We start from the raw sequence: 16,225 nt of genomic DNA, 5'->3' as shown, positions 1-16,225 counted from the left end.
GGCCGCGACGACGGCGGCGGGCCCCACCTCCGGGTGGGGCCCGCCGCCGTCGTTCGTTCGGCCTTCAGCCGCGCGGGGCGGGCGGGGGCGCGGTGCTGGCCCGCACCACCAGCTCGGGGGCGACCACGACCGGCGCGTCCCCGGCCGTGCCGGGGGCCTCGATCTGGGCCAGCAGCCGGGCCACGCACTGCCGGCCGACCTCCTCGAAGTCCTGCCGGACGGTGGTCAGCGGCGGCAGGTAGTAGGCCGCCTCGGGCAGGTCGTCGAAGCCGGCCACACTGACGTCCTCGGGGACCCGGCGGCCGGCCTCGTGCAGGGCCCGGAGCAGGCCGAGCGCCAGGTGGTCGTTGGCGGCGAACACCGCGGTGACGTCGGGGCGGGCGGCCAGTTCGCGGCCGATCCGGTAGCCGTCCTCGGCCGTCCAGTCGCCGTACCGCAGCGGGGGCACGGGCGCGCCGGCGGCCTTCAGCGCGGCGTGCCAGGCGGCGGCGCGGCGGCGGGCGGCGTAGGAGTCCTGCGGGCCGCCGAGGTGCCAGACGGTGCGGTGGCCGAGGTCGAGCAGGTGGCGGGTGGCGGCGGCGGCGCCGGCCGCCTGGTCGGTGTCGACCGAGGGGAAGCGGCGCTCCGGGTCGCCGTCGGCGACCACCACCGGGACGCCGGAGGTGACGGAGAAGCCGGGGCGGTCGAGGATCTGCGCCTCGATCACCACCAGGCCGTCCACGGCCTGGTCGGTGAGCTGGCGGACGGCCTGCTGCACGGCGCGCTCGGTCTGGTCCTCGGCGCAGACCACGTTCAGCGAGTAGCCGGCCCGCTGGGCGGCGCGCGAGATCGCGGCCAGGGTCCGGGCGTTGCCCTGGGCGGTGACGTCGAAGGTGACCACGCCCAGGACGTGGAAGCGGCCCAGGGTGAGCGCCCGGGCGGCGCTGTTGCGCTGGTAGCCGAGCACCCGCATCGCCGACAGCACCCGTTCGCGGGTCTCCGGTTCGACGTTGCTGCGGTTGTTGGCGACCCGGGAGACGGTCTGCGAGGAGACCCCGGCGAGCGCCGCGACGTCGGCCTGCGACGGCGGCCGCGTCCTGCCGCGGGCGGTGCCGTCCGCTGTCGGGCCCTGCTGCATGCGGTCCTCCTTCATGTCTGCGTAAACATGGTAGCGGGGTGGAGATCGGAAAAAGCCACCGCCCCGGCTGCCGGAGCAGTCGGGGCGGTGACCTGGCGGGCGCGGCCGACCCTCAACGGCCGGCCCGCCGTTCCGTCCCCGGCCAGGAGCCGGGCCGCCACGCCCGTGGGGCGGCCCACCGAAGCCCGGTGGCAGGGGGACGGAAGCACGGGAGGGCGGGTCAGGCGGGCAGGCCGATGGCGCGTTCGCCGCTGCGGCGCTGCTGGATGACGACGGCGACGACGAGGAGGGCGCCCTGGGCGACGTTCTGCCAGAAGGAGTTGATGCCCTGGACGGTGAGGCCGTTCTCCAGGCAGCCGAGCAGGGCGACGGCGAGCAGGGTGCCGCCGACGCCGCCCTTGCCGCCCTTGAGGGCGCAGCCGCCGAGGGCGGCGGCGGTGATGGCCTTGAGTTCGAGGCCCTCGCTGCCGGAGGTGGGCTGGCCGCTTCCGGTGCGGGCGGTGAGCAGCACGCCGGCGAGGGCGGCGACGATGCCGATCAGGCCGTAGACGGCGATCAGGTACTTGTTGATGTTGATGCCGGCCAGGCGGGCGGCGGTGTCGTTGCCGCCGATCGCGTAGAGGTTGCGGCCCAGGTCGGTGCGGGCCAGCAGGACGTGCACGGCGAGCGCGACCAGGACCAGCAGCCAGACCATGACGGGCAGCCCGGCGATCTTGCCGCGGCCGAGGAAGACGAACACCGGGTCGCCGAGCACGTAGCCCTGGGCGCGGCCGTCGGAGATCAGCTGGGCCAGGCCCTTGTAGGCGGCCAGGCCGGCCAGGGTGGCGATGGTCGGGTTGACCCGGCCGTGCACGATGATCGCGCCGTTGAGCAGGCCGATCAGCAGGCCGACGCCGACGGCGGCGGCGATGCCCGCGTAGGCGTTGGAACCGGCCGAGGTGAAGGCCATCGCGGAGACCACGGAGGCGACGCCGGCCTGCGAGCCGACCGAGATGTCCAGACCGCCGCAGATGATGACCACGGTCTGCACGACGGCCAGCAGGCCGGTGATGGTGGCGGCCTCGGCGATCACCTGGAGGTTGCCCAGGCTCAGGTAGTTGTCGTTGAGCGTGCCGAACACGGCGAGCACGACGACCAGGGCGCCGATCAGGCTCAGGTGCTGGGCGCCGAGCCGGGCGATCAGCGAGGGGAGGACGGAGCCCCGGGCGGCCTCGGGCCGGGCGGGCGGGCTGGTCAGGGCGGTCATGAGGTGGCTCCAGGAGAGGGGTTGCGGGGCGTGAGGTCGTCGGCCATGGCGAGGTGCAGGACGGCTTCCTCGGTGGCGTCGGCGCGGTCGAGTTCGCCGGTGATCCGGCCGCCCTGCATGACGACGATGCGGTCGGAAAGGCCGAGCAGTTCGGGCAGTTCGGAGGAGATCACCAGCAGGGCCACGCCCTGTTCGGCGAGGTCGGCGATGATCCGGTAGATCTCGGCCTTGGCACCGACGTCGATGCCGCGGGTCGGCTCGTCCAGGATCAGCACCTCCGGGCGGCGGGCCAGCCAGCGGGCCAGCACCACCTTCTGCTGGTTGCCGCCGGAGAGCTTGCGCACCTCGTGCTCGATCGAGGGGGTGCGCACCCGCAGCCGCTCGGTGTACTCCTGCGCCAACTGCTTCTCGGCGCCGCGCCTGACGAACCGGAAGCGGCGCAGGCGCTCCAGCACCGCGACCGAGGTGTTGTCGCGGATCGAGCGGTGCAGGAACAGCGCCTGCGCCTTGCGCTCCTCGGGCGCCAGGCCGAGTCCGGCGCGGATCGCCCGGCCGGGGCTGCCGCCCAGCGGGCGGCCGTCCAGGGTCGCGGTGCCGGAGCGGATCGGCAGGTCGCCGGCCAGCGCCAGGGCCAGCTCGGAGCGCCCGGCGCCGATCAGACCGGCCAGGCCGACCACCTCGCCGGCGTGCACCCGCAGGTCGATGCCGTGCACGTCGTCGGTGCTCAGGTTCTTGACGTCCAGCACCAGGCGGTCGGTGGCCACGCGTTCGCGGGTGAACATCGCGGACAGGTCGCGGCCGACCATCAGGCGCACCAGTTCGCCCTCGTTCGTGGTGGCGGCCTCCTGGACGCCGGCGAGTTCGCCGTCGCGCAGCACCGCGATCCGGTCGGCGAGCCGGAAGATCTCCTGCATCCGGTGCGAGACGTAGATGACGGCGACGCCCTGCGCCCGCAGCCGGCCGATCAGCGCGAACAGCGCCTCCACCTCCTGCTCGGAGAGCGAGGAGGTCGGCTCGTCGAACGCGATGACCTTCGCCTCCCCGGTCAGCGCCCGCAGGATCTCCACCAACTGGCGCTGCGCCGGGGTGAGTTGCGAGCCCAGCAGGTCGGGGTCCAGGACGCCGGCGAAGCCCAGCCGCTCCAGGTCGGCCAGGATGCGGCGGCGCAGCTCGGCCCGGTCCAGCCTGCGGCCGGCCTTGCGCGGCAGCGAGCCCGCGTAGACGTTCTCGGCGACGGTGACGTGCGGGATGATCTCCGGTTCCTGCGGGATGATCCGGATCCCGGCGGCCCGGGCGTCGGCCGGGGAGCGCAGGTCGAGGCGGTGGCCGTCCAGGTGCAGGTGGCCCTCGGTGGGCAGGTGGTCGCCGGTGAGGATCTTCAGCAGGGTGGACTTGCCCGCCCCGTTCTCGCCCATCAAGGCGGTGACCTGCCCCGCGGGGAAGTCGAGGGTGACGCCGCCGAGCGCCCGGACGGCGCCGAAGCGCTTGCCGACGGCGACGACACCGGCCGTGCCGGGCGGGAGCGGTGGCGGGGAGTGGTCGGGTGGGGTGGTCATGGCGGGTCACCTCGAAGCGGACGGGCGAACGGGCGGAGGGCGCGGCGCGCAGGAGGGGCGCGCAGGAGAAAGGAAGGGGGTGAGGGAGGGTGGGCCCCCGGCCCGGCGGGGGCAGCCGGGCCGGGCCGGGGGCGGCTCGGGCGGGTCAGCCGCAGCTGACGCCGGCGTCCTGCCAGCTGGTGGCGTCCACCATCCGGGTCGGCGCGAACGCCTCGGCGGGGAACTCCTTGCCGTTCTTGAGCTTGTCGTACACGGTCTGGACGGCGAGCGCGCCGACGTCCTTGCCGTTGATGAACAGCGCGGCCTTCATGCCGCTGGGCTGCCCGCTCTTCCAGTCCTTGCAGGCCAGGTAGGCGCCGAGGCCGACGCCGGCCACGTCCTCGGCCTTGAAGCCGGCGTTGGCCAGCGCGGTGACGCCGCCCTGCACGTTCTCGTCGTTGCAGCCCCACACCACCCAGTGCTTGACGCCGGCGTTGGCGGTGACGGTGGCGGCGACCTTGTCCTGCGCGCCGGTGGGGGTGTTGTCGGTGGCGACGTCGATGGTCTTGACGCCGGGGACGGCGGCGTCGAAGGCCTGCTGGGCGGCCTTGACCCGGTCGCCGCAGACCGTGACGTCCTGCTTCCAGGCGGAGATCACCCGGGTGTCGGCGGCGCTCCAGCCTGCCTTGGTGAACTCCTCGGCGGCGCGCTTGCCGACCTCGCCGCCCATCTGGGCGCCGGAGAAGCCGATCCGCGGCACCAGCTGCTCCTTGGCGCAGGCGGCCGGGTCCGGGCCGTTGGCGCAGATCTGGTCGTCCGAGGTGAGCAGCGCGACCTTGGCGTCCCGGGCGGCCTGGACGACCTGCGGGCCGACCGCCGGGTCGGGGACGACCACGATCAGGCCGTTGGACTTCTGGGCGAGGGCGGACTGCACCTCGCTGACCGTCTTGTTGGCGTCGTTGCCGAGGTTGACGACCTTCAGGTCGACGCCGAGCTCGGCGGCCTTGGCCTTGGCGCCGGCCGCCTCGCCGACGAAGTACTCCTGGTCGCCCTGCTTCTGCAGGTAGGTGATCGAGATCTTCCCGTCGACCTTGGCCACCTCGCCGGTGCCGGACCCGGACTGCTGTCCGGTCGAGCAGGCGGTGGCGGCCAGGCCCAGGGCGAGCAGCAGGGCTGCGGCCGAGGCGGTGCGGGAGGAGGGGGCGGTTCGAGGCATGGGGACGCTCCTTGGCGCAGGAGTCCGGACCGGCGCGAGACTGGCGCGCCGAAGTCAACAGACAACCGAACACGATCAAACGTGATGCAACAATGAGAGGGGCGGGGACTCATCGGAGTCAAGCCGGGTGACCCACCGATACCGGGTCGTAATCTGGCCGCCGAGTCGACCGAACCCGCCACCGCCCGCCCGACCACCACCGCACCGACCGCCGTGACCTGCGGCTTCTCCGGGTGGAACGGGCGCCCGCCGGGGCCGCCGTCCGATCACGAAGCGGCATCACGACGCAACAACTGCTTGACGCCCCGGCAACACCAGGTCAACACTCGTCGCCAACACCATGTTGGCGTAAACATCCGCCGAAGGGCACTTCCCGTGAGCACGTCGCAGAGCACCACCTCCAGTCCCGCCCGGTCCCGCTCCGCCCCCGCCGCCCACCGTTCCCGCAACCGCGGTGCCCGGCACGGCGGTTGGGGCTTCGCGTTCTTCGCGCCGTTCCTGGTGGTGTTCGTGATCGGGGTCGCGGCGCCGCTCGGCTACGCCGCCTACCTGAGCCTGTTCCAGGACCGGCTGATCGGCGGCACCGTCTTCGTCGGGCTGGAGAACTACCGCCGGGCCCTGGGCGACGAACTCTTCCGGGCCGGCCTGTGGCGGGTGCTGATGTTCCTGCTGGTGCAGGTCCCGGTGATGCTCGGCCTGGCCCTGCTGGCCGCGCTCGCCGTCGACAGCGGCCGGCTGCGCCGCCCCGGCCTGTTCCGGATCGGCGTCTTCGTCCCGTACGCGGTGCCCGCCGTGGTCGCCTCGCTGATGTGGGGCTACCTGTACGGCGACCGGTTCGGACTCGCCGGGCAGATCGGCGACTTCCTCGGCACCAAGCTGCCCGACCTGCTCGGCCCGGACTGGATGCTGGCCTCCATCGGCAACGTGGTGACCTGGCAGTACACCGGCTACAACATGCTGATCCTGTACGCCGCGCTGCGCACCGTGCCCACCGAGCTGTACGAGGCCGCGGCGCTGGACGGGGCGGGCGAGTTCCGCAAGGCGTGGAGCATCAAGCTCCCCGCGGTCCGCCCGGCCCTGGTGCTGGCCACGGTGTTCTCGATCATCGGCACCTTCCAGCTGTTCAACGAGCCCAACGTGATGCAGTCGCTGGCGCCGAACGTGGTCTCCACCAGCTACACGCCCAACATGTACGCCTACAACCTGGCCTTCAACGGCCAGCAGTTCAACTACTCGGCAGCCGTCGCCGTGGTCCTCGGCGGCGTCACCGCCGTGATCGCCTACGCCGTCCAGCTCCGGTCGATGCGGAAGGGGCAGGGCGCATGAGCAGCACCACCACCACGAAGCGGCGGCCGCGCCGCAGCCGGGCCAGCAACGCGCTCACCCTGGCGATGGCCCTGATGCTCGGCTACGCGCTGCTCCCGCTGGTGTGGCTGTTCATGGCCTCCACCAAGGACACCGCCTCGCTGATGAACAGCTTCGGCCTGTGGTTCGGCCACGGCTTCCACCTGTTCGGCAACATCGCCGACGTGCTGAGCTACGACCACGGCATCTACCTGCGCTGGTTCGGCAACACCCTGCTGTACGCGGTGGTCGGCGCCGGCGGCGCCGCGTTCATCGCCACCGCCGCCGGGTACGGCCTGGCCAAGTACCGCTTCCGCGGCCGCACCGCGCTGGCCGCCACCGTGCTCGGCGCGATCGCCATCCCCGGCACCGCGCTGGCCGTCCCGACCTACCTGCTGTTCAGCAAGGCCGGGATCGTCGACACCCCGTGGGCGGTGCTGCTGCCCTCGCTGGTCAGCCCGTTCGGCGTCTACCTGATGCGGGTGTACGCCGCCGAGGCGGTGCCGGACTCGATGCTGGAGGCGGCCCGGATCGACGGCGCGGGCGAACTGCGCACCTTCTTCACCGTCTCGCTGCGGCTGCTCGCCCCCGGCTTCGTCACCGTCCTGCTGTTCGCCCTGGTCGCGACCTGGAACAACTACTTCCTGCCGCTGATCGTGCTCAGCGACCCGAAGTGGTTCCCGCTGACCGTCGGCCTCAACCAGTGGAACTCCCTGGCCACCGGCGCGGCCGGCAGCGGCGCCACCACCACCGACTTCTACCCGCTGGTCGTCACCGGCAGCCTGCTGGCGATCGTCCCGCTGGTGGTCGCCTTCCTCTTCCTGCAGCGCTACTGGCAGTCCGGCCTGTCGGCCGGCTCCGTCAAGGAATGACGGCACCTCCCCCTCCCTCCCCCTCTCCACGGCAAGGAACCACCATGTCTCCCGCACCCGCCCGCCGCCGCAGACTCGCGGCCCTCGTCCCGGCCGCCGCCCTGGTGCTCGGCCTGACCGCCTGCGGCTCCTCCGGCGCCGGTTCCGCCGCCCCGGCGGTCACCGACCCCGCCGCGGCGCTGGACACCCCGACCACGCTGACCTTCTGGACCTGGGCCCCGAACATCGACAAGACGGTCGCGCTGTTCGAGCAGAAGTACCCGAAGATCAAGGTGGAGGTGGTCAACGCCGGCCAGTCCGCCACCGAGTACACCAAGATGCAGACCGCGATCAAGGCCGGCAGCGGCGGCCCCGACATCGCCCAGGTCGAGTACTTCGCGCTGCCCGAGTTCGCGCTCTCCAAGCGGCTGGTGGACCTCAAGCAGTACGGCGCGGCCGGCCTGGAGTCGAAGTTCACCCCGTCCGCCTGGTCGCAGGTCGCGCTGAACGGCGGCGTCTGGGCCGTCCCGCAGGACACCGGCCCGATGGCGATGTTCTACAACCAGAAGCTCTTCGACCAGCTCGGCCTCAAGCCGCCCACCACCTGGGCCGAGTTCGAGGACGTCGCGGTGAAGATCAAGGCGTCCGACCCGAACCGCTTCGTCACCTCCATCGACCCCGGTGACGCGGGCGGCCTGGACAGCCTGATCTGGCAGGCCGGCGGCCGGCCCTTCCAGCAGAAGGACGCCAGCAACGTCGCCGTCGACCTCCAGGACCCGGGCAGCAAGAAGGTCGCCGACCTCTGGACCTCGCTGCTGCAGCGCAAGCTGGTCGACGCCGCGCCCGGCTGGACCAACGAGTGGTGGCAGAGCATGGACAGCGGCCGCTACGCGATGTGGATGACCGGCGCCTGGGCGCCCGGCAACATCGCCTCCACCATCCCGAACACCGCCAAGGACTGGCGGGCCGCGCCGATGCCGCAGTGGTCGACGGGCGACAAGGTCTCCGCGGAGAACGGCGGCTCGGCCGTCGCGGTGCCCACCTCCAGCAAGCACCAGGCCGCCGCCGCGGCGTTCGCCATCTGGCTGAACTCCGACCCGGAGGCCGTCCGCTCGCTCAACGACAACGGCCTCTTCCCGGCCACCACCGGCCTGCTCACCGACAAGGCCTTCCTGGACAAGCCGCTGGACGCGCTCGGCGGCCAGCAGGCCAACCGGGTCTTCGCCGACTCCTCCGCCACCGTCGGCACCGGCTGGCAGTACCTGCCCTACCAGGTGTACGCCAACTCGGTCTTCAAGGACACCGTCGGCCAGGCCATGAACGGCGGCGACCTGAACGCCGGCCTGGGCGCCTGGCAGAAGCGGATCGCCGACTACGGCAACCAGCAGGGCTTCAAGGTCACCACGCCGTGACCCCCGGCCGGTGCCCGCCCGTCCCGCCGCGGACGGGCGGGCACCGGCCCCCTCCCTCCAGCACCCCAGGAGCAGCAACCCCATGCCCGTCCTCGACACCGACGGCGGCGAGTTCACCCTCGACGGCGCCCCGTTCCGCATCCTCTCCGGCGGCCTGCACTACTTCCGGATCCACCCCGACCACTGGGCCGACCGCCTGCGCAAGGCCCGGCTGATGGGTCTCAACACGGTGGAGACGTACGTCCCGTGGAACCTCCACCAGCCCCGGCCCGGCGAGTTCCGCTTCGACGGCGGGCTCGACCTGCCGGCCTTCCTCGACCTCGCCGCCGCCGAGGGCCTGCACGTGCTGCTCCGCCCCGGCCCGTACATCTGCGCCGAGTGGGAGGGCGGCGGCCTGCCGTCCTGGCTGCTCACCGACCCCGACATCCGGCTGCGCAGCAACCACCCCGGCTACCTGCACGCCGTCGAGGGCTGGTTCGGCGCGCTGCTGCCCCGGGTCCTGGACCGGCTCGCCACCCGCGGCGGCCCGGTGCTGGCCGTCCAGGTGGAGAACGAGTACGGCGCGTACGGCGACGACACCTCGCACCTCGCCCACCTCGCCGAACTGCTGCGCCGGCACGGCGTGGACGTCCCGCTGTTCACCTGCGACCAGCCCGGCGACCTGGCCCGCGGCGCGCTGCCCGGCACCCTGGCCACCGTCAACTTCGGCAGCCGCTCCCGCCAGGGCCTCGCCGCGCTGGACGAACTGCGGCCCGGGCAGCCCAAGCTGTGCGCCGAGTTCTGGATCGGCTGGTTCGACCGGTGGGGCGGCCGGCACGTGGTGCGCGACCCCGAGGACGCCGCCCGCGAACTCGACGAGCTGCTCGCCACCGGCGCCTCGGTCAACCTGTACATGTTCCACGGCGGCACCAACTTCGGCTTCACCAACGGCGCCAACGACAAGCACACCTACCGGCCCACCGTCACCAGCTACGACTACGACGCCCCGCTCGACGAGGCCGGCGACCCCACCGCCAAGTACCACGCCTTCCGCGAGGTGCTCGCCAAGTACGCCCCGCTGCCCGTCGAACCGGCCCCCGCCGCCGGGCCCAAGCTGCCCGCCACCACCGTCCACCTCACCGAGAGCGCCCCGCTGCTCGCCGACCTGCCGGTGCTCGGCACCGCCGTGCCCGCGCTGCGCCCGCTCACCATGGAGGAGCTCGGCCAGGACTTCGGCTTCGTCCTGCACAAGGCGATCCTGCCCGCCGCGGGTCCCGCCCTGCTGGAGGTCGGCGCCGTCGCCGACCGCGCCCAGGCGTTCGTCGACGGGCAGCCGGTGGGCGTGCTGGAGCGCGAGAACCACGAGCGGGCGATCGCCTTCCACGTCCCGCGGGCCGGCGCCGTGCTGCGGCTGCTGGTGGAGAACCAGGGCCGGGTCAACTACGGCGAGGGCCTGCACGACCGCAAGGGCCTGCACGGGCCGGTGCTCCTCAACGGCGTGGAGCTGACCGGCTGGAGCAGCCTGCCGCTGCCGCTGGACGACCTCGGCGAGCTCTCCTTCACCGGCACCGCGGGCCCCGTCCCCGGCCCGGTCTTCCACCGCGGCACCTTCCAGGTCGACGAGCCCGCCGACACCTTCCTGCACCTGCCCGGCTGGACCAAGGGCAACGCCTGGGTCAACGGCTTCCCGCTCGGCCGCCACTGGTCCCGCGGCCCCCAGTGCTCGCTGTACGTCCCCGGCCCGGCCCTGCGCCCCGGGCCGAACGAGCTCACCGTGCTGGAGCTGCACGCCGCCCCGTCCCACCGCACCGCCCGGCTGCTCCCCCACCCGGACCTCGGCCCGACCGAGGAGTAGCCCCGGCCCCGGACCCCGGCGGCCGCCGCGCCGCCGGGGGCTTCGGCCTGCCCGTGACCAGGGAGAACACCGGCAATCATCACAATCAAACATGATCCACCAGGAAACTCGTCCGTAACCTTGACACAACCAAACAGCGCTCCGAGACTCTCAGCAGTGTCCGCCCGACCGCCCGGGCGCCCTCCCCCACCGCGAGCAGGAGTCCCCCCATGCCCTCGCCCCACCCCTCGCTGGACCGACGGCAGTTCGTCACCGCCGCCGCCCTGACCGCCGGGGCCGCCGCCCTCGGCGGGGCCCTGCTCCCGGCCGTGCGCGCCGCCGCCGCCGTCCCCCCGCAGGTCACCCTCCCGCAGCGCGGCAGCTACGACACCGCGCAGGCCACCGCCTGGACCGACGGCTTCGTCACCGGCAACGGCACCCACGGCGCGGTGCCCTACGGCGCCCCCGCCCTGGAGCGGGTCGTCCTCAACCACCACTCCTTCGTGCTCCCCAACGGCACCCGCGACCTCCTGCCGCCCGTCCTCTCCGGCAACCTCGACACCGTCCGCGACAAGGCGCTGGCCGGCGACTACTGGGGCGCCGCCGGGACCTTCGCCGACGGCTGGTCGCTGCGCTGGACGCAGACCTTCCACCCCGGCTACGAACTGCAGCTGAACAGCCCGGCCATGACCACCGCCGACAACTACGCCCGGATCGTCGACTACCGCACCGGCGAGGTCACCCACACCTGGACCGACAGCGCCGGCACCTGGAAGCGGCACGTCTTCGCCTCCCGGGCCGACGACGTGGTCGTGCACGAGCTGCTGCCCGCCACCGGCCAGACCGTCAACACCACCGTCACCGCGAACACCGCGCTCGACGGCGCCCCCTCGGACGTGACGTTCACGACCGCCGCCGCCCGGGTCTCCACCACCGAGGGCACCCTCGACGTGCGCGGCACCTACCCGGCCGGGCAGGGCGCGTACGGCTTCGAGGGCGTCACCCGGGTCGTGGTCACCGGCAGCAAGGCCACCGTCACGGTCTCCGGCAGCGGCCTGGTGGTCGCCAAGGCCGCCAAGGTGCTGCTGCTCACCAAGCTCGGCCGGTACGAGAACGCCACCGGGTGGAACGCCAAGCCGCTGCAGGCCGCCCTGGCCGCGCTGCCCGCCGACTACCCCACCCTGCTGGGCCGGCACACGCCGCTGCACCAGGCGCTGTTCGACTCCTCCAGCCTCGACCTCGGGGTGTCCGCCGCCGACCGGCAGCTGTCCACCGGCGAACTGATCGCCCGGCAGAACGGCGGCCGCTCCACCGTCGACCTGGCCCTGCTGGAGCGGATGTACGACTCCGGCCGCTACCTGTTCGCCAGCTCCAGCGGCCTGCTGCCGCCCCGCCTCACCGGCCTGTGGGCCGGCTCCTGGAACGCCGCCTGGGCCGACGACATCACCACCGACGCCAACATCAACCTCCAGGTCGCGGGCGGCAACCTGCTCGGCCAGGACGGCGCCATGAACGCCTACTTCACCCTGGTCCTCAGCCAGCTCGCCGACTGGCGCGACAACGCCACCCGCCTGTACGGCGCCCGCGGCTTCCTCGCCCCGAGCCGCACCGACGGCGAGGACGGCCACATGCTGCACTTCAACAACAGCGACTTCCCCGGCCAGTGCTGGACCGGCGGCGCCGACTGGCTGCTGTACCCGCTGCTGGAGCACTACCAGGTCACCGGCGACGCCGCGTTCCTGCGCGACAAGCTCGGCCCGGCCCTGATGGAACTCGCGCTGTTCTACGAGGACTTCCTCACCCGCACCGACAGCAGCGGCAAGGCGGTCTTCGTCCCGTCCTTCTCGATGGAGAACTACCCGTCCAACACCGGGCAGTCGCTCTCGATCAACGCCACCGGCGACATCATGGCCGGCCGGCACGCCCTGCAGGCGGCGATCGACGCGGCGAACACCCTCGGCCTCGAACAGGGCTCCGGCCAGGGCGTGGCCCGCTGGACGGCGCTGCTCGGCAAGCTCCCCGACTACACCGTCAACGGCGACGGCGCGCTCGCCGAATGGTCCTGGCCCGGGCTGCAGGACCGCTACAACCACCGGCACGTCCAGCACCTGTACGGGGCCTGGCCGCTGCACGAGATCAACCCCGAGGAGCGGCCCGACCTGGTCCGCGCGGCCGGCCGCGCCCTGGACCTGCGCGGCGACGAGAACTACTCGGCGCACGGCAGCCTGCACCGCGCCCTGGCCCGGGCCCGGCTCAAGGACGGCGCCGGCGTCCTCGACAACATCCGCAAGATCCTCGGCAGCAACATGGTGTGGCGCTCCCTGGTGACCTCGCACAACCCCGACCTGACCACCTACAACTGCGACGCCGCCAACGCGCTGCCGGGCGTCCTCGCCGAGGCCCTGCTGTACACCCGCCCCGGCGTGCTGGAGATCCTGCCCGCGCTGCCCGAACAGCTCGTCAAGGGCACCATCCGGGGCGTCCGGGGCCGCAACCGCGTCCTGGTGGAGAGCCTGACCTGGGACACCTCGGCCCGCACCGCCACCGCCACCCTGGTCTCCGACACCACCCAGACCCTCACCTTCATCTGCCGCCGCGGCATCGCCGCGCTCTCCACCACCGCCGCCACCGGCACCTCCCCGCTCGGCGCCCACGCCCGGACCCTGACCCTGACCGCCGGCACCCGCACCACCGTCACCGTCACCACGCTGGCCGGCACCTACCGCCTGGTCAACCGGGCCAGCGGCCAGGTCCTGGACGTGGCGAACCAGTCGACCGGGGACGGCGCCCAGGTCGTCCAGTGGCCCTGGAACGGCGGCGCCAACCAGAAGTGGCAGCTGCTGCCCGACTACGACGGCTCGTTCCGGCTCGCCAACGTCAACAGCGGCAAGGTCCTCGACGACCCCGGCTCCTCCCCCACCCCCGGCCAGGCCCTCGACCAGTGGACGGACACCCACAGCCCCAACCAGTGGTGGAACCTCGTCCCCGCCGCCACCGCGGGCTACTACAAGCTGGCCAACGCCTCCAGCGGCCTCTACCTGGACGTGGCCGGCTCCACCACCGCCGGCGCCCCGGCCGTCCAGCTGGCCGCCGGCACCGCGGCCGGCCAGGAGTGGCAGCTCGTCGCGGTCTGACACCCCGGCCCCGCCCCCCACCCCGATCCAGGAGCCGCACCGTGCACCACCCCCGCAGCAGAACCACCGCCAGGGCCGTCGCGGCCGTCGCCGCGCTGGCCACCGCCGTCATCGGACTCGGCGCCCCGCCCGCGGCCGCCGCCGGGAAGACGTACTACGTCGCCACCGCCGGCCGCGACAGCAACGCGGGCACCCAGAGCAGCCCGTTCAAGACCGTCCAGAAGTGCGCGAGCGTCGCCGTCGCGGGCGACACCTGCCTGATCGGCACCGGCACCTACCGGGAGACCGTCACCCCCGCCGCCTCCGGCACCGCCCAGGCCCCGATCACCTTCGCCGCCGCGCCCGGCGCGAGCGTCACCGTCGACGGCACCGACCCCGTCACCGGCTGGACCCTCGACAGCGGGCACGTCTACAAGACCCGGGTCACCCTGGCCGGCACCGCCACCGCCCCCTACGGCTCCACCCCGTACCCGGGCAACACCGACCTGTGGGCCAACCAGCTGTTCACCGGCACCACGCCCGTCCCCGAGGCCGCCTACCCGGCCGCGTCCAGCGACCCGTGGCAGCAGTCCTTCGTCACCGGCGGCTGGTCCTCCACCCGCTCCGGCAGCCCCGACACCTGCGCCACCCCGCCGTGCACCACCGTGCTGGACGGCACCCTGAGCTACGACGGCTTCCCCGCGCTGGGCGACCTGAGCGGCGCCACCGTCTACCTGGCCGGCTCCTGGGTCGCCAACTCGGCGACCGTCAGCGGCGGCACCCTGGACGGCTCCAACAAGACGCTGAACCTGCGCTTCCCCGCCAGCGACGGCCACGTCGAACCCGGCGGCTACTCCACCAAGTTCCGCCTGGTCGGCAAGAAGTCCCTGCTGACCGGCCCGAACGCCTGGTACTACGACGCCGGCGCCCGCGAGCTGTACCTGTGGGCCCCCGACGGCCGCACCCCCGCGAACATCACCGCCAAGAAGCGCAACTTCGGCTTCGACCTGGACGGCCGCAGCAACGTCACCGTCCGCGGCATCGGCCTGTTCGCCACCTCCGTCACCACCGACGACGCCAGCAGCGGCGACGTCCTGGACGGCATCACCGCCCGCTACCTCTCCACCTGGCAGACCGCCCAGTACGACACCTCGCTGCCGTACGCCGGGGTCTACGACGCCAACCACCACTTCGACAGCGGCATCCTGCTGCACGGCACCGGCAACGCGCTGCGCAACAGCACCCTGCAGTACTCGATGGGCAACGGCGTCTCGGTCAAGGGCAGCGGCCACGACATCAGCAACAACCTGATCTCCGACGTGGCCTACGGCGGCACCTACACCGCGGCGGTCGCCCTGGAGATCGGCGCGAGCGGGGTGACGGTCACCCACAACACCATGCGCGCCACCGGCCGCGACGTCGTCAACATGAACACCAACGCCTACCCCAACCCCGGGTACCGCGACATCCGCATCGCCTACAACGACATGTCCGACTACGCCCGCACCAACTTCGACCTGGGCGCCGTCTACACCTGCTGCAACACCGCCTACACCGGCAGCCGGATCGACCACAACCGGATCCACGACCCGGCGCAGATCGGCAACGGCCTGCACTTCGACAACGGCAGCTACGACCTGGACGTCGACCACAACGTCATCTGGAACACCCTCGGCGGCACCGGCATCTCCTTCGGCGGCTTCACCCAGTCCGGGCAGCAACTCCCGTACCTGACCGGGCACATCACCAACAACACCATCGTCACCGGCTCCGGCGACCCGATCTTCGACTACTACGCGGACACCTCCCAGGTCGCCAACACCGTGCTGCGCAACAACATCCTCGACGGCGCGCACCCCGCCGGACAGAGCTACGACTACATCCCCGGCGGCACCCCGAACGAGAGCAACGACCTGGTCACCACCCGCAGCCAGAGCGGCACCGACCCCGACCCGGGCTACACCGCCCCCGGCAGCGGCGGCTTCGGCCTGCGCGCCGGCTCCCCCGCCGTCGACGCCGGCACCCCCGTCCCCGGCCTGACCGACGGCTACAGCGGCGCCGCCCCCGACCAGGGCGCCTACGAGAGCGGCCAGACCCCCTGGACCGCGGGCTGCACCCTGACCGGCTGCGCCTCCCCCACCCCGGCCTTCGCCACCCTCGGGGCCGTCGGCAGCGGCAAGTGCCTGGACCTCGACGGCGGTTCCATCACCGACGGCGCGGCCGCCATCCAGTACGGCTGCGGCAGCCAGTTCAACCAGCAGTTCACCCTCACCGACCAGGGCGGCGGCTACCTCCGCCTGGTCAACCGCAACAGCGGCAAGTGCCTGGACGTCTCCGGCGGCTCCACCGCCGACGGCGCCGGCATCGTCCAGTGGACCTGCAACGGCCAGCCCAACCAGCAGTTCACCCTGACCGGCACCACCGGCCACCAGCAGATCGTCTCCCGCAACAGCGGCAAGTGCCTGGACATCTCCGGCGGCTCCACCGCGGACGGCGCCCGCGTCATCCAGTGGACCTGCGGCACCCAGGCCAACCAGCAGTGGGCGGTGACCCCGGTCGCCTGAGCACCGCCCCGCCC

At 72.8% G+C, this 16,225-nt stretch carries 10 protein-coding genes; 6 read left to right on the top strand and 4 right to left on the bottom strand.

Annotation, left to right across the window (positions count from 1 at the left end):
* Window positions 1-64 precede the first annotated feature (64 nt).
* From OU787_RS26615 to OU787_RS26600, 4 genes are all read right to left on the bottom strand, one after another.
* Window positions 65-1,117, bottom strand: a complete 1,053-nt coding sequence (locus OU787_RS26615; RefSeq protein ID WP_030458717.1) for a LacI family DNA-binding transcriptional regulator — start codon at window positions 1,115-1,117, stop codon at window positions 65-67.
* 220 nt (window positions 1,118-1,337) lie between these two features.
* Complete coding sequence (locus tag OU787_RS26610; protein ID WP_030458718.1) at window positions 1,338-2,363, bottom strand: ABC transporter permease; 1,026 nt, start codon at window positions 2,361-2,363, stop codon at window positions 1,338-1,340.
* On the bottom strand, window positions 2,360-3,919 hold the full coding sequence (locus tag OU787_RS26605; RefSeq protein WP_035954333.1) for a sugar ABC transporter ATP-binding protein: 1,560 nt from the start codon (window positions 3,917-3,919) through the stop codon (window positions 2,360-2,362). Before OU787_RS26605 ends, OU787_RS26610 begins: the two co-directional genes overlap by 4 nt.
* Before the next feature lie 145 nt (window positions 3,920-4,064).
* Window positions 4,065-5,114 (bottom strand): substrate-binding domain-containing protein, encoded by a 1,050-nt coding sequence (locus tag OU787_RS26600; RefSeq protein WP_268660833.1) that lies wholly within the window; start codon window positions 5,112-5,114, stop codon window positions 4,065-4,067.
* A gap of 375 nt (window positions 5,115-5,489) precedes the next feature.
* On the opposite strand from OU787_RS26600, the gene OU787_RS26595 reads away from it, so the two are divergent.
* The 6 genes from OU787_RS26595 (at window position 5,490) to OU787_RS26570 (ending at window position 16,211) form a co-directional block, all read left to right on the top strand.
* Window positions 5,490-6,440 (top strand): carbohydrate ABC transporter permease, encoded by a 951-nt coding sequence (locus OU787_RS26595; RefSeq protein WP_442788563.1) that lies wholly within the window; start codon window positions 5,490-5,492, stop codon window positions 6,438-6,440.
* The gene (locus tag OU787_RS26590; protein ID WP_030458722.1) at window positions 6,437-7,330 is read left to right on the top strand and encodes a carbohydrate ABC transporter permease; all 894 of its coding nucleotides are present in this window, start codon (window positions 6,437-6,439) and stop codon (window positions 7,328-7,330) included. Before OU787_RS26595 ends, OU787_RS26590 begins: the two co-directional genes overlap by 4 nt.
* A gap of 44 nt (window positions 7,331-7,374) precedes the next feature.
* A complete protein-coding gene (locus OU787_RS26585; RefSeq protein ID WP_268660832.1) occupies window positions 7,375-8,721 on the top strand; it encodes an ABC transporter substrate-binding protein in 1,347 nt (448 codons plus the stop codon).
* Between the two features lie 82 nt (window positions 8,722-8,803).
* The gene (locus OU787_RS26580) at window positions 8,804-10,555 is read left to right on the top strand and encodes a glycoside hydrolase family 35 protein (RefSeq protein ID WP_268660831.1); all 1,752 of its coding nucleotides are present in this window, start codon (window positions 8,804-8,806) and stop codon (window positions 10,553-10,555) included.
* Window positions 10,556-10,764: 209 nt separating this feature from the next.
* Window positions 10,765-13,668 (top strand): glycosyl hydrolase family 95 catalytic domain-containing protein, encoded by a 2,904-nt coding sequence (locus OU787_RS26575; RefSeq protein WP_268660830.1) that lies wholly within the window; start codon window positions 10,765-10,767, stop codon window positions 13,666-13,668.
* Between the two features lie 41 nt (window positions 13,669-13,709).
* Entirely contained in the window at window positions 13,710-16,211 is a 2,502-nt protein-coding gene (locus OU787_RS26570; RefSeq protein WP_268660829.1) for an RICIN domain-containing protein, read from the top strand.
* Window positions 16,212-16,225: the final 14 nt, after the last annotated feature.

Source organism: Kitasatospora sp. YST-16 (genome assembly GCF_026802215.1).
GTDB classification, from domain to species: domain Bacteria; phylum Actinomycetota; class Actinomycetes; order Streptomycetales; family Streptomycetaceae; genus Kitasatospora; species Kitasatospora cineracea.
This window is presented reverse-complemented; position numbering and strand designations above follow the sequence as displayed.

Coding starts and splice junctions, on each gene's coding strand:
- OU787_RS26615 (WP_030458717.1), bottom strand. CDS start 1,117: ATGCAGCAGGGCCCGACAGCGGACGGCACCGCCCGCGGCAGGACGCGG.
- OU787_RS26610 (WP_030458718.1), bottom strand. CDS start 2,363: ATGACCGCCCTGACCAGCCCGCCCGCCCGGCCCGAGGCCGCCCGGGGC.
- OU787_RS26605 (WP_035954333.1), bottom strand. CDS start 3,919: ATGACCACCCCACCCGACCACTCCCCGCCACCGCTCCCGCCCGGCACG.
- OU787_RS26600 (WP_268660833.1), bottom strand. CDS start 5,114: ATGCCTCGAACCGCCCCCTCCTCCCGCACCGCCTCGGCCGCAGCCCTG.
- OU787_RS26590 (WP_030458722.1), top strand. CDS start 6,437: ATGAGCAGCACCACCACCACGAAGCGGCGGCCGCGCCGCAGCCGGGCC.
- OU787_RS26585 (WP_268660832.1), top strand. CDS start 7,375: ATGTCTCCCGCACCCGCCCGCCGCCGCAGACTCGCGGCCCTCGTCCCG.
- OU787_RS26580 (WP_268660831.1), top strand. CDS start 8,804: ATGCCCGTCCTCGACACCGACGGCGGCGAGTTCACCCTCGACGGCGCC.
- OU787_RS26575 (WP_268660830.1), top strand. CDS start 10,765: ATGCCCTCGCCCCACCCCTCGCTGGACCGACGGCAGTTCGTCACCGCC.